A 19,150-nucleotide genomic window follows, 5' to 3' on the forward strand; every position below is an offset into this window, starting at 1 on the left:
AAAAAGAGGAGCCCAGGGCTCCTCTTTTCAATAACGAAACTTATCCGCCAATTGCTCCTGCGTCAGTTGCACTCACATCGGTGCGGTGGAAGTTTAGGAATGAGCGTGAGGCAGTCGGGCCGCGCTGACCGTGGTAGCGAGACTTGTACTCGGCAGAACCGTATGGCTTTTCTGCTGGGGAGGTGAGCTTGAAGAAACAGAGCTGACCAATCTTCATTCCAGGCCACAACTTAATCGGAAGCGTTGCCATGTTAGACAGTTCCAATGTGATGTGGCCGGAAAAACCGGGGTCAATAAAACCGGCGGTGGAGTGAGTGACTAAGCCAAGACGGCCCAGCGAACTCTTACCCTCTAGGCGCGCTGCGATGTCATCAGGCAAAGAGACCTGCTCATAGGTTGCTCCGAGAACAAACTCTCCGGGGTGCAGGATGAACGGTTCGTTGGGGTCAACTTCGATCAGACGAGTGAGGTCAGGTTGATCTTCTGCTGGGTCGATGTAGGGATACTTGTGGTTATCGAACAAGCGGAAGTACCGGTCGATTCGAACATCAACGCTCGAAGGCTGAATCATGTCATCAGCTAACGGGTCTAAACCAATACGACCAGACTCGAGTTCAGCACGAATATCGCGATCAGAAAGAAGCATAAGTTCAGTCTAGCTGAGGGAAACTCTGCGTTTTGGGCAGGCACTCGGCCCTGAATGCAGAGTTCTGAAATGCAGTTAGTGGGCTGATTTCTCAGCAGAACTATCGAGTTCTTCGATGTCCAATAGCTCACGCTTGTTGGGCTTGATTGCTAAGACAAACATTGCCATTGCAACAAGAGCAACAATAAATGCGATACCAAAGCTCACCGCGCTCAAAATCCAATCGCGAGAAACCATCATCACGACGAGGCCGGTAAACAGCCCCAGTACTGCAGACACAACAATCAGCTCAAAAGGCTTGAGTCGGTCACGGAGTGTGGGGGTGGTCATGAGGCAACCTCGTTCTTTTGTGCGGAATCGGTGCGCAGAGAAATACCTGCAATAACTTGGAACACCCCAACCATGGCAGCATAGGCACCAAAGAGACCTACGGCATAGACATCGTTGAGTGGAACTGCTGCTTCAATAATGGCTAAGACAGCTGTGAAGGCGCCGATAGTGAGCCATTCCTTAGCAACTGTTTTGTTCTGCTCACGATATCCGGCATACAGTTCGAGTGCTGCAGTAAGTGCGGCCCAGATGCTGATAACCAAAATGAGAGCGGGAAGTCCACCACTAAGGCTGGCAGCAGCAATGGCTGCAGACACGGCAGTAACAATCGCGTGCGCCCCAAAGAGCTTTCTGTTGAGACCGTCAAGGGGAACGCTCATGACCGTGAACAGCGTCACAGCGGCAAGAAGGAAACCAAAGCCGACAAAAACAGCAAGACCAACTACGGGCGCGTGGTTGCGCGAGAAAGTAATGACCAGGGCGGCAATCAATGTGGGGATGGCGCGCAGAATAAGTGCATTGCCCAAGCGGGGCACAGAAGTCTCAGCGATAGCCACGCGTCAATTCTACGGGCGAATTGTGGAAGTATTTTTCGGCTAAACCTTGGGCATATCGGCAAAGCGTGAAAGGTGACCCTGGAATCCAACCGTGATTGTCGCTGTAGGGCCGTTACGGTGCTTGGCAACGATGAAATCGGCCTCACCTGCACGGGGGTTTTCTTTTTCGTACGCGCTTTCACGGTGCAGAAGAATCACCATGTCAGCGTCCTGCTCCAGCGATCCAGATTCACGGAGGTCACTAATTGCTGGCTTCTTGTCGGCGCGTTGTTCCGGTCCACGGTTGAGCTGAGACAGCGCAATCACAGGAACTTGGAGCTCTTTAGCCATGAGCTTGAGCGCACGAGAGAATTCCGAAACTTCCTGCTGACGGTTTTCAACCTTCTTGCCAGAGGTCATCAACTGCAGGTAGTCAATGACAACCATCTTCAAACCAACCTTCTGCTTGAGACGGCGGCATTTCGCACGAATCTCAACCAGGGTGAGGTTGGGGCTGTCGTCGATATAGAACGGGGCATCATTGATGCGGCCCCGCGTGCTGGCAATGGTGGTCCAGTCGCGGTTATCTACGGTTCCCTTGCGCATGTTTTGCAGTGGAACGGACGCTTCTGCCGAGAGAAGACGCATTGCGATCTCTGACTTACCCATTTCGAGGGAGAAGAAGATTGCGGGGAGGTTGTTCTTGATGGATGCTGCACGGCAGAAGTCCAGGGCCAGAGTTGACTTACCCAATGCTGGACGCGCTGCAACGATGATGAGCTGGCCGGGGTGGAAACCGTTGGTCAGCTCGTCAAGATCTGCAAAGCCTGTGGGAACACCGGTCATCTGACCGTCGCGGCCCTTGGCGGCTTCAATTTCTTCGATGGCCGTGTCCACTGCCTCGGTCAGAGGCACGTAGTCTTCTGCTTCAACAGAACCGGTGACCTGATAAATCTCGGCCTGGGCGGTGTTGACTAGGTCAACGGCTTCACCCTCTCCGGCGTATCCCATCTGAACGATACGGGTTCCTGCCTCAACAAGGCGTCGTAGAAGTGCTCGTTCCGAAACGATGTTGGCGTAATAACCTGCGTTAGCTGCGGTGGGAACGAGTGAAGTGAGTGTGTGCAGGTACTCCGCACCACCTGCGCGACCGAGTTCACCTGTCTTTGTCAGCTCGTCTGTAACGGTAATGACATCGGTGGGCTCTCCATGCGAATACAGGGAGAGGATGGCATCAAAAATGACTTCATGCTTAGGAATGTAGAAGTCATTTCCACGAAGTATCTCGACGACGTCTGCAACAGCGTCTTTGCTGAGCAGCATGCCGCCGAGAGCGCTTTGCTCCGCAAGAAGATCATGCGGAGGAGTCCGTTCACCCTGCCAGTTTTCACGAGATTCGGATGGAGAACCGAGGTGTGCAATAGACATAATCACGGTCCTTCCTGTTGTTGCTTGAGTTGATAGTTCAGTTCTATCTCTACCCACCGACATTGGCCTGACATTGAGGCCTTTTAAGGGGTGTGTACTAACAGTAAGAACTACGCAAGTAGCAACCAAATATGCCTGTGGATAACTCTGTGCATGAAACCTGTGAAACGCCGGTGAGTCTGTTCATAAGCTGGGGATAATGCTGTGGGAAAATGAAAAAGTTTACCCAAAAAATTGATTCTGAACTGCGTTTTTAGTTATACACGGGTGTGAACATTAACTTCCTTCAAGCATGTGTTTAAGCTTGGGGAAAAATATCTATTCTGTGCATAATTACGCAGTCGTTTCTGTACCCCGTTGAGGCAAAAAATGAGTCCCGACAACTCTCCGCGGGCAAACAAGAAGGGCGGGAAGCTTCACGCTTCCCGCCCTGAGTTGTTCTTGTCAGCAGTTACTTTGCAGCAACAACCTGAATGGTGATGGTTGCAACGATGTCGTCACGCAGACGAACGGTTGCTTCGTGCTCACCAGTGAACTTGATGGGGTTCGCAATTTCAATCTTGCGCTTGTCGATAACGCCAACACCGGCGCTCTCAACTGCAGCAGCAATGTGATCGGTCTTGACCGAACCAAAGAGACGACCGTCGCGGCCGACCTTGACAGCAAGCTTGACCTTGTTGCCTTCGATCTTTGCCTTGAGCGCCTGGGCCTCTTCGAGGGTTGCGAGCTCGCGTGCGGTGCGAGCAGCACGAATCTGCTCAACCTGCTTCTCGCCACCACGAGACCATGCAACAGCAAGTCCCTGAGGGATGAGGTAGTTACGTGCGTAACCGTTCTTTACCTCGACAACGTCACCAGCAGAACCAACACCGGAGACTTCATTCGTCAGAATTAACTTAGACATGTGGGGACTCCTTAGCGGCCAGCGCCTGCGTAGGGAAGAAGAGCCATCTCGCGGGCGTTCTTAACTGCCTTGGCGATGAGGCGCTGCTCCTGGACAGAAACACCGGTGATACGGCGAGCGCGGATCTTTCCACGCTCAGAAACGAACTTGCGAAGGGTTGCGACGTCCTTGTAGTCGATCACACCAACGCGGATAGCCTTCGCAGGTGCGAGAGCCTTAGCGCCCTTGCCACCGCGGAGTGGCTTGCGGGCTCCGCCGCTAGCTTTTCCAGCCATGATTACCTAACTTTCGTAAATTTAAATTGATGAGTTCAGCGTGAGCTGAAGCTCAAGGGATTGTTTAGAACGGCGTATCGTCTGCGGGGATACCGGGGGTGTTCCAAGGGTCTGCTGCAGGCGCAGTCGGCGAACCCCAAGGTTCGTCGTTGCCTGCAGGGACACCGGGACGACCTGCGGAAGCCGCGCGGCTCACAGTTGCCGTGGCGTAGCGAAGCGAAGGACCGATCTCATCTACTTCGAGTTCGATTGTGGTTCGCTTTTCGCCTTCCTTGGTCTCGTATGAGCGCTGCTTGAGTCGACCAGTTGCAATAACGCGAGAACCCTTAGTCAGGCTTCCTGCGACATGCTCGGCAAACTCGCGCCAGACGCTGGCACGAAGGAAGAGAGCCTCGCCATCTTTCCACTCGTTTGATGCGCGATCGAAGTTGCGCGGAGTAGAGGCGATGGTGAAGTTGGCGACTGCAAGTCCGTTCTGCGTGTAACGCAGTTCGGGGTCACTCGTGAGGTTACCCACCACGGTGATGACTGTTTCGCCGGCCATGTTACTTACGCGTCCTTCGAAGCCTTGGCGGGAGCAGCGGCCTTGCGGGCAGCCTTCTCGTCAGCAAGCTTTGCAGCAGCAGCAACCATGGCAATGGCTTCCTCTGCACGCAGAACCTTGGTACGCATAACAGCTTCAGAAAGCTTCAGCTGGCGGTCAAGCTCGACAGTTGCGTCGGCGCTTGAGGTGAAGTTGACGACGGCGTAGATGCCCTCGGACTTCTTGTTGATTTCGTAAGCCAAGCGACGCTTGCCCCAGATGTCAACGTTCTCGATGGTTCCACCATCGTTACGAATGACGTTGAGGAACTTGTCAAGGCTGGGAGCTACGGTGCGCTCGTCGATCTCTGGATCGAGGATAACCATCAACTCATACTGATGCATGACTAACCCACCTCCTTCGGACTAAAACGGATACAGGCGGTCTGTATCAGGAGGGTTGTGCATGTGCCATCTGAGGAGGCCGGATACTTCCGGCGCACAGACAACTTCCCCAGTCTAGACCGGCTCGAAGCATTAAGCCAATCGGAGCTGGTCCAACTTCCGCGCTATCTAGCGGTTTGCCCACCACTGGAGCAGGCGTTCGCGAGCGACTTCAGCACCCAACGGCCCCTCATCTAGTCGCAGGTTGAGCAGATAGTTATAGGCCTCGCCAACCTCACGCCCAGCAGGAATGCCGAGGATTTCCATGATTTCTTCACCGTTGAGGTCGGGACGGATGGCCGCAAGTTCTTCGGCCTCGGAAAGTTCAGCGATGCGCTGTTCTAAATCGTCATAGGCAAAGGCGAGCCGGTCCGCCTTGCGTTTATTGCGTGTGGTGACGTCTGCTCGGGTGAGAATGTGCAGGCGGTCCAACAGATCCCCGGCGTCGCGGGCATACCTACGCACAGCCGAATCACTCCAGGCAGCATCTGAATAACCAAAGAAACGCAGGTGCAATTCAATGAGCCTGGCCACATTCTGGGTGGTTTCTTTATCAAAACGCAGGGCCTTCATGCGCTTGGATGCCAGCTTGGCACCCACAAGGTCATGGTGGTGAAAGCTCACAGCGCCACCCGGTTCCAGCTGCCTTGTGGCCGGCTTGCCGATGTCGTGCAGGAGTGCTGCTAGCCGCAATGTGACATCGGCAGGTTCGCCTGGGTTCCGTTCCTTTTCCAAGTCGATGGCTTGTTCGAGCACTGTCAGGCTGTGCTCATACACATCCTTGTGGTGATGGTGTTCATCCACTTCAAGGCGAAGTGCGGGAATCTCGGGTAACACAATCGCTGCAATGCCGGTGCTCACGAGAAGCTCAATGCCAGCACGGGGGTGATCTGTTTGCAGGAGTTTGCACAGTTCTTCGTTCACACGCTCAGCAGAAATGTTCTCAATGGCACCGGCAAACTCTGTCATTGCCCACTCAGTTTCCGCATCGGGGTGGAATCCGAGTTGAGAGGCAAAGCGTGCTGCGCGCATCATGCGTAAGGGGTCTTCGGTGAAAGAAACTTCTGCCGATTTTGGTGCACGAAGAATCTTTGCTTGGAGGTCTTCCACCCCGCCGGAGGGGTCAACAAGAATGAGCTCCGGTAAACGGACGGCCATCGCGTTGACACGGAAATCTCGCCTCAACAGGTCTTCTTCAAGGCTGTCGCCAAAAGCAACCTCTGGTTTACGCGTCTTTCCGTCATAGTGATCTGCTCGATAAGTGGTGATTTCCACCTTCTCGCCGGCTATCTGGGCACCGATGGTGCCAAAGTCGCGGCCGATGTCCCACTGTGCTTCAGAGATGGGTTCAACGATGTGCAAGATGTCATCGGGGCGGGCATTCGTCGTGAAGTCGAGGTCATGCACGGCGTGACCAAGAAAGGCGTCGCGAACGGGGCCACCTACGAGCGCCAGTTCATATCCGGCGTCGGCAAAGGCTTTCGCCAGGCGTGAAACGCTGGGCGAAGTACTCAAACGAGTAATTGATTCGATTGCTGAGGCGGCACTGTGCATTTCCCGTCATTCTACGGGGAGCATCGGGCGCTAACACGGTTGCGACGCCTACAATGGCAGGATGCCCTCTGCAGTGATTTCACGAGCCAACCGTGCATCACTGAGTGCACAGCTGGTGCGCTGGTGCGGGGCTCTTCTCATTACGGCACTGATGGTGACGGGACTCCAGCCTGGTGCGAAGGCAGCAGACGAGGTTTCACTCACGCTGACGCCCTCCGCTCTCAGTGCGGGACCGGGTGAAACCTTGGCAACAAGTGTCACCGTGACCAACGAGGGCACCGATGACATTCCCGCGGGCGAGGTCACGATTACTGCGCCTTCTGGTGTGCTGAACACACTCGTTGATCTGGATGAATGGTACTCCTCCAGTGACACTCAACAAACTGGCCGTTTCCTCACTTCTATTGACGTACCCGCCGTTTCTGCTGGGGAAACGGTGACGGTTAGTGCTGAACTACCTCTGGCTTCAGGTCGCTTTGGTTCATTGTGGGGGCCACGTGGTCTTGCCGCTGACTATCAGGTTTCCGGTGTGAGCACAGCGAGCGCTCGTTCTTCATTTGTCTGGACTGCAGGAACAGCTCCCTCCCCTGCGGCGATGACCACAATCTTGGCCATTGTTCCCCCGGCAGATTCCGCCGGAGTGCTCAGCTCACAGAAGCTCGTTGAGCTCACCGGCCCCAGCGGAGTTCTCACACGCCAGCTTCAACTAGCTCAAGGCCGGACCGTTGCAATCGGGGTTGACCCACGCATCATCAGCTCGATTGCTGCTTTGGGTGACACAATTCCAGAAAACGTTCAGTTGTGGCTGGATTTGCTGAAAGCGCTGCCGAACGAATCGTTCCTGTTGCCTTATGCCAATGCAGATATTTCTGCCCAGGCTCAAGCCGGAGCAACTACGCTGCTCGCGCCAATCACGACAGATATTGTGGCGGGTACTGCCGCGTCCACGGCGAGCGCCACTCCCACACCCACTCCTGGTGTTCCAGAGGTCACTACGGTTTCTTTCACTCCCAGGTTCAGTTCTCTAGCGTGGCCAGCTGGTGGCACTGTTTCTGGCTCTGATCTCGGAATTTTCTCTGCAAACGGGTACTCCCAGGTGATTCTCTCCTCACAGAACCTTGCTGAGACAGCCTCTGCTGGGATTGTTTCTGGAATGCCTGCTGTGGTCACGAACGCAGGGTTGAGTTCAGCGCTTTCTCATGACGATGTTTCACGAGGAGCGTCCTACCTTGCTGCAGCTGCACTCGACCCCGCAACTGGTGGTGCCCTATATGGCGGGCTGCCTCGAAGCTTCTCCATCACGGGTTTGAGTAAAACCGGCCAAATGCTCGATGCTCTTACTGGTTTGCCCTGGGTCACCTCAGGTTCTGTCGCTGCTGGATTGGGTTCTGCCACAACGGAACTTGCACTTGTGGACTCCCCCGAGTCTGAAGAGCGTACTGGCACAGTCCGCGCGCTGCTGGGGCAAAATGCTCAAGTTTCATCTTTCTCAACTATTGCTGAAGACCCCAGCCTGATCACCAGCCCTGCAGCACGTGACTTGGCTGCAGTACTGTCGGTTTCTTGGTTAGGAGATCCGAACTGGGGTAGCGCGGTCATTGCTCACAATGAAGTAACAGAGAAGCTGCTCAACTCAGTGAGCGTGGTCACCAGCAGCACCATCAACATGGTGGGTGGTCAGGCAAATATTCCGATCTCCGTCAACAACGCCTTAACCCAAGCCGTAACAGTTGTGGTCAATGGTGACCCTAATAATGGCCGACTGTTGGTCAACGGAGAAGAAACCATCACCATCCAGCCTGAATCCCAAGCTAAAGCAAGAATTCCTGTTCAAGCACAGGTTGGAAATGGCAGTGCCATTCTGACTGTCACGCTGCGCTCGGTTGAGGGTGTTCCCGTGGGGCAACCCGTTGGAATCCCTGTGAATGTGCGAGCCGACTGGGAAACGTGGGGACTCACAGCCGTGGGAATTGCTTTCGTGGGTTTGATTACCGCCGGTGTGATTCGCACACTTCGCCGCCGAAAGCAGGGACAATCAGAAGATGTCTAATCCTCAGGCCTCGGTTGGTCGTGCAAGCGTCCTCCTCGGCTCCGGCACGGTCGTCTCTCGTGCATTGGGATTCTTCAAGGCCATTATTTTGGCCCAAGCTTTAGGTGTTGTGGCCAGTGCTGGTGCCGATGCGTTCGCCGTCGCGAACCAAATGCCCAACAGCATCTATGTGCTGGTCTCTGGCGGAGTACTCACCGCCACTTTGGTTCCGGCCATCGTGAAATCTGCCAGCAACTCTGATGGTGGTGCCAGTTACGTCAACAAGCTCATGACAATGACCATCCTGGTTTTGCTCGGTGTCACCGCAATAGCCATGATTGCTGCGCCGCTTCTCATCACGCTTTATGCGACCCGCTGGTCTGCGGATCAGTTGGCGTTGGCAACCGCATTCGCCTACTGGTGTTTGCCACAGATTTTCTTTTATGGGCTCTACACAATCCTCGGTGAGGTTCTCAATGCTCGCGGCTCCTTTGGGCCATTCACCTGGGCACCCGCACTGAACAACGTCGTTGGAATCCTTGGCATCGTTGCCTTCATGCTGTTGTTTGGTGTTGATACCGCCGGCGAGCGCAGCGTTGTGGATTGGACCCCAGCCATGGTTGCGGTTTTGGCAGGAAGCGCGACGGCGGGCGTGGCTGCACAGGCACTAATTCTGACTGTCTTCTGGAAGAAGAATGGGCTGAGCTTTGCGCCAGATTTTGTTTGGCGCGGTGTTGGCCTTCGTGAAACCGGCAAGATGGTCGGCTGGACCTTTGGTGTTGTGCTGCTGACTCAGCTGAGCATCATTGTTCAAACCAACGTGGTTGCACTTGCTTCAGGCCAAGGTGCGTCGGTGTTCACGATGACCACTGCGTGGCTGATTTTCCTGCTGCCACACTCGATTATTGCTGTCTCTATGGGCACGGTCTACTTCACACGAATGAGTAAAGACCATGCAGCTGGCAATCGTGAGGGCATGGCTGGAGATGCTTCCACTGCGCTGCGTCAGATCGGCTTGTTTATCTGCTGGGCTGCTGCTGGATTATTGGCTGTGGCATTTCCTCTGTCCCGTATTTTCAGTGAAAACTTCCTCTCGGTGATTAACCTGGGCTGGCTGATCATGGTGCTGGTGCTCGGACTTCCAGCCTTCAGTGCGGTGTATGTCATGTTCCGCATCTTCCTTGTTCAAGGCAAAGCACCTCTAATGTTTTGGCTCACGGTGTTGCAGGTCGGTGTCTATGTGGTGCTCATTTTGCTGAGCTCTCAGATTTACGTCACCGTGATTACCCTGGCAGTGTGTACCTCGCTTGCCATATCCGTCATTATTCAAGCAATTGTGACCTGGGCGGTGCTGCGCAAAACACTTCCTGAGGTTCGTAAAAGTGGCATTGCCAGCACGGCAGTACGCGGCTACATCGCCGCTGCCATAGCTGGATTTATTGGGCTGATTGTCAGTAACCAATTCGGTTCATTGACAGCCACCGGATATGCCCAAGAAAGCATTCTTAACGCGATTGTGGCCATGGTTGGAATTGGTCTGGTCGTGACCGGAGTCTTCCTGCTCTTGTTGTGGATCATGCGGGTGAAGGAAGTTCACCAATTGTTTGGTCAATTACGGTCCCGCCTGAGCCGATAACCCCGATTCGGGAATATTCCGCCAGTAGACTGGGTTCTACTCATTGCCTTACTTTCGGCTGAAATTGCCGCTTTCTAGGAGTGCCTCGTGCGTCAAGTCATCATTATTGGTTCCGGTCCTGCCGGATACACCGCTGCGATTTATGCTGCACGCGCGAACTTTAAGCCTCTCGTTATTGCCAGCTCCGTCGAAGCAGGCGGTGAACTGATGAACACCACTGAGGTTGAGAACTTCCCCGGCTTCCCTGAGGGAATCATGGGGCCAGACCTGATGATGAAGATGCAGGAACAGGCAGAAAAGTTCGGTGCAGAAGTTCTACTCGATGATGTTGTCAGTGTTGAGCTCTCCGGCGACGTCAAGCGCGTAGTAACCGGTGGCGGTCAGACTTTTGAAGCGCTTTCTGTGATTTTTGCTACCGGATCTGCTTACCGCAAGCTTGGCTTGGAGGGCGAAGACCGCCTCTCCGGTCACGGTGTTTCCTGGTGTGCAACCTGCGATGGCTTCTTCTTCCGACAGAAGACCGTTGCCATTGTTGGCGGTGGCGACTCCGCTATGGAAGAAGCTAACTTCCTCACGCGTTTTGCTGACAAGGTCTATGTCATTCACCGCTCAGAGACACTGCGTGCATCCAAGATCATGCAAGACCGTGCACACGCGAACCCCAAGATTGAATTCCTGTGGAACTCGACGATTGATTCCATCAACGGTGAGAGAAACCTGACTTCAGTGACACTGAAGAACACGGTCACTGGTGACCTCAGCGAACTCCCCCTCGACGGGCTCTTCATCGCCATTGGTAATGACCCTCGTACCCAGCTCATTCATGGTCAGCTTGACCTCACCCCGGAAGGCACCATTGCCGTCAAGGGTCGCACCTCCATGACCAACCTGACCGGTGTTTTTGCCGCAGGTGACGTCATTGACCCCACATATCGCCAGGCTGTCACTGCTGCCGCCAGTGGAACTGTCGCAGCCTTAGACGCCGAGCACTACCTCCAATCACTTCCTGTCGAAACCCTCGCACAGGCCGCAAACAACTAAGCAACGTTTTACGACTAAGGAGAAATCATGTCTGCAGCACCCGCAGTAACTGACGCAAGCTTTGACGCAGACGTCCTCAAGAGCACTAAGCCTGTTCTCGTGGACTTCTGGGCAGAATGGTGCGGCCCCTGCCGCGCCGTAGGACCCATCCTCGACCAGCTTCGAGCTGAGCACGGTGACAAGCTGGAAATCGTCAAGCTCAACGTGGATGAGAACCCTCAGACCGCGATGGCTTACCAAATCACCTCAATTCCTGCGATGAAAGTTTTCGTCAACGGTGAGGTCGCAAAGACCATCATTGGTGCGAAGCCCAAGCCTGCTCTCGAGCACGATCTGGCTGACTTCATCGGCTAATTCGCTTCTCAGCAGGGGGCCGTCGGGGTTGATCCCGGCGGCCCCCTGCATTTAACCGCTGTTTTTCCCAACTACGATTGTTCTGTGGCCGAGACTAACGAGACGGGTCAAGAAATCAACCTTGACCCCTGGTTCAATCATTACGCCAGCCGAACCTCCGGTCTGAGCGCCTCTGAAGTGCGCGCGCTTTTCGCGGTTGCCTCACGCCCAGAAGTTGTCTCCCTTGCCGGTGGAATGCCCTATGTTCGGGCTCTTCCCGAGTCTTTAGTCAACGGTGCTCTCGAGAAGGTCATGAGCGAGAACGGCCCCATGGCGATGCAGTATGGCTCAGGCCAAGGAGTTCCAGCGCTGCGTGAGCAAATCCTCGAAATCATGGCACTTGAAGGCATTAACGCCTCCGTTGACGACGTGGTCGTCACCACGGGTAGCCAGCAGGCTTTGGATTTGGTCACCAAGCTTTTCATTGATCCCGGTGACGTGATTCTTGCTGAAGCACCCAGTTATGTCGGCGCTATCGGTGTTTTTCGCAGTTACCAAGCTGATGTCGTGCATGTCCTCATGGATGAGCACGGGCTGATCCCACAGAAATTACGTGAGGCCATTGCGCAGGTTCAGGCGTCTGGGCGCACCATCAAGTTTTTGTACACCATCCCAAACTTTCACAACCCTGCCGGTGTAACGCTCTCCGCTGAGCGTCGTCCTGAAATTCTTCAGATTTGTCAGGACAACGGCATTCTCGTCCTGGAAGACAACCCCTACGGTCTTCTTTCTTTCGAGGAAGATGTTCCACCCGCCATTCGTTCTTTGAATGAGGACGGCGTGATTTATTTGGGGTCCTTCTCCAAGACTTTGGCTCCCGGTTTCCGTGTGGGGTGGGCTTTAGCTCCCCACGCCATCCGAGAAAAGCTCGTTTTGGCTGCTGAATCAGCAATTTTGTGCCCCAGCTCGTTTAGCCAAATGGTGATTAGTGAATATTTGAGCCAAGCGGACTGGAAAGGCCAGATCGAAACATTCCGTGGTGTCTATAAAGAACGCCGTGATGCAATGTTGGATGCGCTGAATGAGTATTTGCCTGATTTGAGCTGGAATGTTCCCAACGGTGGGTTTTACATCTGGTGCACACTGCCTGAGAACCTTGATTCCAAGGCGATGCTGCCTCGCGCAGTCTCGGAACTTGTTGCGTACACACCTGGGACAGCATTCTTTGCCGATGGAACAGGCCGCCAGAACATTCGCCTGTCTTTCTGCTACCCCACACCAGAGAACATCAGAATCGGTATTCGACGTCTTGCCACAGTCATTCGCGGTGAACTAGACCTGCTCGCCGATTTTGCCGGAACTGGTTCTCTCATTGCTGCTCACGGTGACGATAACGTCATTGCTCCTCCACCAGATCTCAGCTAGGAAACGAGGCCACTATGTCTTCTCTCACCATTGCGGTTCTTTCCGGAGGAATCTCTCACGAGCGTGAAGTGTCGTTACGCTCTGGTCGACGTGTTGCCGATGCGCTGATTGCACGCGGTCACAATGTGACCATCATTGACCCAGATGCTTCGTTGTTTGCCACGCTTGCCACGCTCAAGCCAGATGTGGTGTGGCCCGCATTGCACGGAGCAAGCGGTGAAGACGGTGCCATTCTTGATTTGCTCCGAGCAGCTGGTTACTCCTATGTTGGCCCCTCTGCCCAGGCAGCCCGTTTGGCATGGTCCAAGCCAGTTGCCAAAACTTTAGTGTCTCGGGCTGGAGTGGCCACTGCCCCTTCGCTGACTATTGCGCGTGAAGCGTTCCGTGAACTTGGTGCCGGTTCTGTTTTGGAATTAATTAGCTCTGAACTGGGAAATCATGTCGTGGTTAAGCCTGCTTCAGGTGGATCTGCACAGGGTGTCTCCATCGTTACTCAGGCAGAAGACCTGCCGCGTGCGATGGTGGATGCATTTACGTATCACGACGTTGCCCTGATTGAAAAATACATTTCCGGCACGGAAGTCGCCGTGACTGTCACTGATGGCCCTTCTGGGGCACAAGCCCTGCCCGCAGTGGAAATCGTCCCACTGGAGGGCGTATATAGCTTTGAGGCCCGCTACAACGCCGGGGAGACCACGTTCTTTGTCCCTGCTCGCTTGTCAGATCAGGTTTCAGCAGCGATTGCCTCGGCTGCCGTGACGGTGCACGAAACTCTGGGGCTCTCACAGATCTCCCGAATCGACCTCATCGTGGATGACTCCGGGGTTCCCTGGTTCTTAGAAGCGAACTCCCTGCCCGGGCTTACCGAGACGTCAAGTGCTCCACTCGCGATTGAAGCATCCGGTGTAGATGTTGGCGCACTCTACGAAGCACTCGCCCGCGCAGCACAAAACTAGGGCACTAGGCCCCCCGTTTCACGTGGAAACTAGTTGCTACCGAACGGAGTCTCACCGAGCTCGGTGAGGATTCTGTTGAGGTCGCCGATGGTTGCAAATTCGATGCTGATCAGGCCTTTTTTAGCGCTCAAGGAGATTTTCACACGTGTATCTAGGCGATCTCCGAGCCGCTCAGCAATCTCGTCGAGGTGACCGCGACGTGTTCCCGCTACAGGCTTAGGCTTCTTGGCTGTGGGGGCCTCGCCTGCGAGCGCCTCGGCGGCGCGAACAGAGAGATCCTCGTTGACGATCTTGTCGGCGAGGCGCTGCATGGCCTCTGGGTCTGAAACAGACAAGATGGCACGCGCGTGGCCTGCGCTCAGAACACCGGCAGCCACCCGCTTTTGAACTAGCGGTGGAAGACGAAGCAAACGGATGGTGTTAGAGATCTGGGGACGAGAGCGTCCGATGCGTTCAGCGAGCTGCTCTTGAGTAATTCCAAAGTCAGCCATGAGCTGCTGGTATGCCGAAGCTTCTTCCAGTGGGTTCAGTTGTGAGCGGTGCAGATTCTCCAGCAGTGCGTCACGAAGCATGTCTTCGTCAGCGGTCTCGCGAATGATGACAGGAATCTGCTCGAGACCCACTTCTTTCGACGCGCGCAGACGGCGTTCACCCATGATGAGTTCGTAATTGTCGGACCCGGGAATGCTGCGCACAACGATGGGCTGCAAGATGCCAATTTCGCGGATGCTGTGAACCAGTTCAGCTAGGTCTTCAGGGTTGAATACCTTACGAGGCTGCTGAGGGTTAGGAACCACCAGGTTGGGGGAGATGTAAGCAAGGCGTGCACCGGGAACCTCAACCAGCTCTTTTTGTTGCTCTGATGCAACAGGGATGGACCCTGTTGCTGTTTGGTCGGGGAAAAAGACATCTACCGGTCGCTCAGCATTGGGTGCAGTAGGAATGAGCGAACCAATGCCTCGGCCCAAGCCTGTGCGCTTATTCGTTGCCATGTGTGGCCTCCTGTGCTGGGGAACGATGTGAAGGTGGTGCGCCGCGCAGAGCAATCTCGTGGGCAGCCTCAATGTAAGAAATGGAGCCAACAGACATTGTGTCGTAGCTCACGACAGTCTGGCTGTAGCTGGGGGCTTCAGAAACACGCACTGCCCGAGGAATGACAGCTTTAAGAACTTGCTGGGGGAAGTGTGTGCGCACGTCCTCTGCTACCTCGTGAGCCAATCTGGTTCTGCTATCAAACATGGTGAGCAAGATTGTGGACACCTGAAGGTAGGGGTTGAGGCCCTGGTTGATCATCTCAATGGTGTTGAGCAGCTGGGACAGCCCCTCGAGAGCGTAGTACTCGCACTGAATGGGGATTAATACCTCGCGTGCGCAGGTAAACGCATTAATGGTGAGCAACCCTAATGAGGGTGGGCAGTCGATGAAAACGTAGTTGTAGTCATTGCCGGGGCTAGCGAAAAGCTGTTCCAGTGCGTCACGCAGCAAATATTCGCGGCGCTCGCGCCCATACATTTGAAGTTCTGCCCCAGCAAGGTCCAGGTTGGAGGGCGCGCAATACAGCTCGCCTTCTTCTGTGCTCTTTTGAATAACGTCTACGAGTGGTTTTCCCTCGACGAGGACGTCATAAATGCTGGGGATGTCCCCATGGTGTTCAATTCCCAGAGCCGTAGAAGCATTTCCTTGGGGATCGAGATCAATAACGAGTACTTTGGCGCCAAAGCGAGCCAGGGCCGCTGCAATGTTGACCGTGGTGGTGGTTTTACCCACTCCACCTTTTTGGTTGGAGACCGTAAAGACGCGAGGGCGCTGGGGAAGCGGCGGCGGTGTTTGATCCAGGATTCGACGTCGTGCCGTCAGGTCACTGAGTTCCTTAGCTAACGGAGAATCAACGTCAACAGTTGACGTTGTGCTCGTTTCTTCAGGATGTTTCACGTGAAACCTTTACCTCGGTGGTGTGGAGATTGCGGACCTACTCAACTGTAGCCCGAACCACCCTTGTTACGTCATCGAGGAGACCCTCACCCAGGGTCAGGACCTCGACGTTGTGCAGTTTGAATGCTTTGATTTGCTTGGCAGCCGCCTCAATTTCAGCCTGAGCGCCGGCGCCCTTCATCAACACGAGTTCTCCACCTGGACGAACGAGGGGCACTGTCATGGGGATCAGTTTCTTCAACGCGCTGACAGCCCGTGCTGTGACCTGGTCAAGCAATACGTCACGGCGGACGTCTTCTGCACGATCACGGACAACAGTGACGTTGGTGAGGCCCAGAGCGACTACCTGATCATTCAGCCATGCGGTGCGGCGCTCCATGGGCTCAATGAGGGTAAAGTCCACATCTGGGCGAGCAATAGCAAGAACAAGGCCGGGGAGGCCCGCTCCGCTGCCCACGTCGCCGACACGACCATGGAGAAGTGGCGCAACAACGGCACAGTTGAGGATATGGCGAGTCCACAGCCGAGGAAGCTCAAGCGGGCCGATAAGACCGAGTTCCTCACCATATTGCGCAAGATTGGCCGTAAATTGGCGCGCTACATCAATCTGTTCGCCAAAAATCTGAGCCGCTTGAGCTGGCTCCGCTTCATATTCCGAAGTCAATGTTTCACGTGAAACTATTTGCCGGCAGTGATGACGGTGTGACGGTCTTTGCCCTCGCCGTCAGAGTGAGACACCAGGCCTCGTTCGCTCACAAGATCGTGCACAAGCTTGCGTTCGTAGGAGCTCATGGGAGGAAGTGCGGCTGCTGAAGCGCCGTTTTCCAGGCGAGCAGCTGCTGCATCCACGAGTGCTGCGAGTTCCTGTTCTCGAGTTTGGCGTGAGCCACCCACGTCAAGGATGAGGCGAGAGAACTGTCCGGTCTTGTTCTGAACAGCAAGACGAGTGAGTTCTTGCAGTGCCGCTACGGTTTCGGGGCGTGAAAGAACACGAACGTTTCCCTGCTCTGAAGCGGTTACAGAGACGTAGGCACGACCATTACGGGCGTCTATGTCCAGATCTCCGTCTAAATCGGCGATGTCGAGCAGTTCTTCGATGTAATCAGCGGCGACATCACCCTCGTTTTCGAGGTCTTTGAGGCTTGGTGCTGCTTTTGCTTCGGTTTCAGACACGGTTATTTCTTCTTTCCGGACTTCTTAGCGCGGTTCTTGCTCACGGGCTGTACGCGCTGTGCTGGCTTAGGTTCTTCAATCTCAATAACTTCAGGGGTTCCCTTGGGTAGTTTGCCGCGGCGCGCTAGGCGCTCTTCGCGGTCTTTTGCTGCCTGGCTACCAGGAGTGGGCATGTTGCGGATCACAATGAACTGCTGCCCCATGGTCCAGAAGTTGGATACAAGCCAGTAGAACATCACACCAAGAGGGAAAGTGAAGCCCGAGAAGGCAAAGACGAGGGGGAGGATGTAAAGCAAGATGCGCTGCTGACGGAAAGCAGGACTTGCCTTGGTTTCCTCGGACATGTTCTTAGAAACAATTTGCAGCTGAGTGATGAACTGCGATGCCGTCATCAAAACCACCATGGTCATGGCAATAACCATGACCGAAACCTGTGGTGGGTTTGCATTCATTGCCTGAACGAAGGTCGTGTGAAGTGGGGCCACACCAAAAAGGCTCGCGTTGTAGAACGACTGAGCAAGCTCGGCGTTCATGGGACCAACACCAGCAGCACCTTGTTTGACTGCTACATCGTTAAGTACCGAGAAAAGGCCAAAGAAGATAGGCATCTGCAACAAAAGCGGCAGGCAGGAGCTCAGAGGGTTGCTTCCAGTGCGGCGATAAAGTTCCATGGTTTCGCGAGACATTGCTTCGCGTGAGAACTGGTCCTTCTTGCCCTTGTATTTATCCTGGATTTTCTTCAGATCCGGCGCAATCTCCAGCATTTTCCGCTGGCTCTTGATCTGACGAACAAAGACGGGAATGAGTGCTGCACGAACGACAACAACAAGTCCGACGATAGCGAGAACCCAAGTAGCACCTGCATCTGGGTCCATTCCAAGAGTGGTGAATAACCAGTGGAAGGACACCAAGATAAGTTCAATGGCCCACTTAATTGGCCACAGAATAGCGCCGATAATATCCATAGGAGCGTTACGCCCTTCCTTCATTCATCACAACAAAACCGTGTGCTGTGACACGAAAAAACTTGTGCTTCGCGGGCGGCACGTCATCGACGCCACCGAGTGCCCACGGGTTGCACCTTCCTAGCCTACGCAGAGTTAGGCCAGAACCCACAATGACGCCTCGTTGTTGAAGTGCCTGAAGTCCGTAGTGTGAGCATGTTGGGTAGTACCGACAGACGTCTCCATACAATGGCGAAATGAGTTTTCGGTAGGCCAAAGCCAACACAATCATGATGTTTCGAGGCAAAAGGTAGAGAAAAGAAAGCAGCTTTTTCACTGAACTTTTTCTCCTAACGAGTCAATTGCTCGAAGTACATCGGTGTGTAATTCTTCCCAGGAAGACTGGGCGGCAGCTGGTAACGCGCGTATGACGAAATCTGCGCTGTAGTTATCTTTGACTTCCCACGCGATAGCCCGAAGCTGGCGACGAACACGATTTCTCGTAGGCGCGTTACCTACAGCCTTAGAAGTCACCATCCCGAAACGAGAAAGACCTCGATCAGACGGGGCTGCATAAGCAACCACCAAAGACGAGGTCTGTTTCGTTCCGCGACGAATGATTCGACGGAAGTCCGTTGGCAAAGCCAATCGGTGTGCCCGGTCGAGCACGGCCGATACTAAGCGGAAAGTTCGGAGCGGCCCTTACGGCGGCGAGCAGCCAAGATGGCGCGGCCGGCGCGGGTACGCATACGCAAACGGAAGCCGTGAACCTTCGCACGACGACGGTTGTTGGGTTGGAACGTTCTCTTGCTCATAAGTCAATCTCCATGACGGTGATGTCGCGCGCCATATCTGCGCGGCGCAAAACAGTGGGATGCACAAAAGGCATCAACCGATTAAATCTAAAGGTTAGAAGCGTCTGCGTCAAACCAGAGGACATACAAACTCAAGATTATGAATGCCCAAGGGAGAAATATTTCGCAACGACACACTCTTTTTGAAAAACTGGAGTTGCCTTAATCCACAGGTTTTCGATACGGTC

Annotated in this window: 23 protein-coding genes; 6 read left to right on the top strand and 17 right to left on the bottom strand. The window is 54.5% G+C overall.

Translation table 11 applies throughout. The features are described 5' to 3' along the window. Positions 1-40: 40 nt before the first annotated feature. The 9 genes from dcd to AINA4_RS07785 all read right to left on the bottom strand — a co-directional run bounded on the left by dcd (position 41) and on the right by AINA4_RS07785 (position 6,639). Entirely contained in the window at positions 41-646 is a 606-nt protein-coding gene (gene dcd / locus AINA4_RS07745; RefSeq protein ID WP_281786869.1) for a dCTP deaminase, read from the bottom strand. 75 nt (positions 647-721) lie between these two features. Continuing rightward, the gene (locus tag AINA4_RS07750) at positions 722-976 is read right to left on the bottom strand and encodes a hypothetical protein (RefSeq protein WP_281786871.1); all 255 of its coding nucleotides are present in this window, start codon (positions 974-976) and stop codon (positions 722-724) included. Then, positions 973-1,533 carry a hypothetical protein gene (locus AINA4_RS07755; RefSeq protein ID WP_281786873.1) on the bottom strand — a complete coding sequence of 187 codons (561 nt, stop codon included), beginning with the start codon at positions 1,531-1,533 and terminating at the stop codon, positions 973-975. The genes AINA4_RS07750 and AINA4_RS07755 overlap by 4 nt, the downstream gene beginning before the upstream one ends. A gap of 39 nt (positions 1,534-1,572) precedes the next feature. Next, positions 1,573-2,940: a replicative DNA helicase gene (dnaB, locus tag AINA4_RS07760; RefSeq protein ID WP_281786874.1), complete on the bottom strand. Its 1,368-nt coding sequence runs from the start codon at positions 2,938-2,940 to the stop codon at positions 1,573-1,575. Positions 2,941-3,391: 451 nt separating this feature from the next. Further along, positions 3,392-3,844 carry a 50S ribosomal protein L9 gene (rplI, locus tag AINA4_RS07765; RefSeq protein ID WP_096382950.1) on the bottom strand — a complete coding sequence of 151 codons (453 nt, stop codon included), beginning with the start codon at positions 3,842-3,844 and terminating at the stop codon, positions 3,392-3,394. An 11-nt stretch (positions 3,845-3,855) separates the two neighbouring features. Further along, on the bottom strand, positions 3,856-4,119 hold the full coding sequence (rpsR, locus tag AINA4_RS07770; protein ID WP_096382948.1) for a 30S ribosomal protein S18: 264 nt from the start codon (positions 4,117-4,119) through the stop codon (positions 3,856-3,858). Positions 4,120-4,183: 64 nt separating this feature from the next. Then, positions 4,184-4,663, bottom strand: a complete 480-nt coding sequence (locus tag AINA4_RS07775) for a single-stranded DNA-binding protein (protein ID WP_096382945.1) — start codon at positions 4,661-4,663, stop codon at positions 4,184-4,186. 5 nt (positions 4,664-4,668) lie between these two features. Continuing rightward, a complete protein-coding gene (rpsF, locus tag AINA4_RS07780; RefSeq protein WP_096382942.1) occupies positions 4,669-5,046 on the bottom strand; it encodes a 30S ribosomal protein S6 in 378 nt (125 codons plus the stop codon). Positions 5,047-5,214: 168 nt separating this feature from the next. Then, a complete protein-coding gene (locus tag AINA4_RS07785; RefSeq protein ID WP_281786876.1) occupies positions 5,215-6,639 on the bottom strand; it encodes a CCA tRNA nucleotidyltransferase in 1,425 nt (474 codons plus the stop codon). Between the two features lie 61 nt (positions 6,640-6,700). Between AINA4_RS07785 and AINA4_RS07790 the strand changes: the two genes are divergently transcribed. The 6 genes from AINA4_RS07790 to AINA4_RS07815 all read left to right on the top strand — a co-directional run bounded on the left by AINA4_RS07790 (position 6,701) and on the right by AINA4_RS07815 (position 14,059). Next, positions 6,701-8,689 carry a DUF6049 family protein gene (locus tag AINA4_RS07790; RefSeq protein ID WP_281786878.1) on the top strand — a complete coding sequence of 663 codons (1,989 nt, stop codon included), beginning with the start codon at positions 6,701-6,703 and terminating at the stop codon, positions 8,687-8,689. After that, positions 8,682-10,304 (top strand): lipid II flippase MurJ, encoded by a 1,623-nt coding sequence (locus tag AINA4_RS07795; protein ID WP_281786879.1) that lies wholly within the window; start codon positions 8,682-8,684, stop codon positions 10,302-10,304. The genes AINA4_RS07790 and AINA4_RS07795 overlap by 8 nt, the downstream gene beginning before the upstream one ends. An 87-nt stretch (positions 10,305-10,391) precedes the next feature. Continuing rightward, on the top strand, positions 10,392-11,345 hold the full coding sequence (trxB, locus tag AINA4_RS07800) for a thioredoxin-disulfide reductase (RefSeq protein WP_281786881.1): 954 nt from the start codon (positions 10,392-10,394) through the stop codon (positions 11,343-11,345). 27 nt (positions 11,346-11,372) lie between these two features. Then, complete coding sequence (gene trxA, locus AINA4_RS07805) at positions 11,373-11,699, top strand: thioredoxin (protein ID WP_096382929.1); 327 nt, start codon at positions 11,373-11,375, stop codon at positions 11,697-11,699. A gap of 84 nt (positions 11,700-11,783) precedes the next feature. Further along, positions 11,784-13,103, top strand: a complete 1,320-nt coding sequence (locus AINA4_RS07810) for a PLP-dependent aminotransferase family protein (protein WP_281786883.1) — start codon at positions 11,784-11,786, stop codon at positions 13,101-13,103. A 14-nt stretch (positions 13,104-13,117) separates the two neighbouring features. Continuing rightward, positions 13,118-14,059 (top strand): D-alanine--D-alanine ligase, encoded by a 942-nt coding sequence (locus tag AINA4_RS07815; protein WP_281786885.1) that lies wholly within the window; start codon positions 13,118-13,120, stop codon positions 14,057-14,059. 29 nt (positions 14,060-14,088) lie between these two features. On the opposite strand, the gene AINA4_RS07820 is transcribed toward AINA4_RS07815, so the two are convergent. Genes AINA4_RS07820 through rpmH form a run of 8 tightly spaced genes read right to left on the bottom strand, consistent with a single transcriptional unit; the run spans position 14,089 to position 18,923 of the window. Further along, positions 14,089-15,051: a ParB/RepB/Spo0J family partition protein gene (locus AINA4_RS07820; protein WP_281786886.1), complete on the bottom strand. Its 963-nt coding sequence runs from the start codon at positions 15,049-15,051 to the stop codon at positions 14,089-14,091. Then, positions 15,038-15,991, bottom strand: a complete 954-nt coding sequence (locus AINA4_RS07825) for a ParA family protein (RefSeq protein ID WP_281786888.1) — start codon at positions 15,989-15,991, stop codon at positions 15,038-15,040. The genes AINA4_RS07820 and AINA4_RS07825 overlap by 14 nt, the downstream gene beginning before the upstream one ends. 37 nt (positions 15,992-16,028) lie before the next feature. After that, positions 16,029-16,655, bottom strand: a complete 627-nt coding sequence (gene rsmG / locus AINA4_RS07830; RefSeq protein ID WP_281786890.1) for a 16S rRNA (guanine(527)-N(7))-methyltransferase RsmG — start codon at positions 16,653-16,655, stop codon at positions 16,029-16,031. 14 nt (positions 16,656-16,669) lie between these two features. Then, the gene (locus AINA4_RS07835; protein WP_096382916.1) at positions 16,670-17,164 is read right to left on the bottom strand and encodes a R3H domain-containing nucleic acid-binding protein; all 495 of its coding nucleotides are present in this window, start codon (positions 17,162-17,164) and stop codon (positions 16,670-16,672) included. Between the two features lie 2 nt (positions 17,165-17,166). Then, a complete protein-coding gene (yidC, locus tag AINA4_RS07840; protein ID WP_281786891.1) occupies positions 17,167-18,129 on the bottom strand; it encodes a membrane protein insertase YidC in 963 nt (320 codons plus the stop codon). A gap of 7 nt (positions 18,130-18,136) precedes the next feature. Further along, positions 18,137-18,400 (bottom strand): membrane protein insertion efficiency factor YidD, encoded by a 264-nt coding sequence (gene yidD, locus AINA4_RS07845; protein WP_281787663.1) that lies wholly within the window; start codon positions 18,398-18,400, stop codon positions 18,137-18,139. A 41-nt stretch (positions 18,401-18,441) separates the two neighbouring features. Beyond that, positions 18,442-18,777 carry a ribonuclease P protein component gene (rnpA, locus tag AINA4_RS07850; protein WP_281786892.1) on the bottom strand — a complete coding sequence of 112 codons (336 nt, stop codon included), beginning with the start codon at positions 18,775-18,777 and terminating at the stop codon, positions 18,442-18,444. Positions 18,778-18,785: 8 nt separating this feature from the next. Further along, positions 18,786-18,923 carry a 50S ribosomal protein L34 gene (rpmH, locus tag AINA4_RS07855; RefSeq protein ID WP_096382907.1) on the bottom strand — a complete coding sequence of 46 codons (138 nt, stop codon included), beginning with the start codon at positions 18,921-18,923 and terminating at the stop codon, positions 18,786-18,788. Positions 18,924-19,150 lie beyond the last annotated feature (227 nt).

This window comes from Aurantimicrobium sp. INA4 (assembly GCF_027924525.1).
GTDB lineage: Bacteria > Actinomycetota > Actinomycetes > Actinomycetales > Microbacteriaceae > Aurantimicrobium.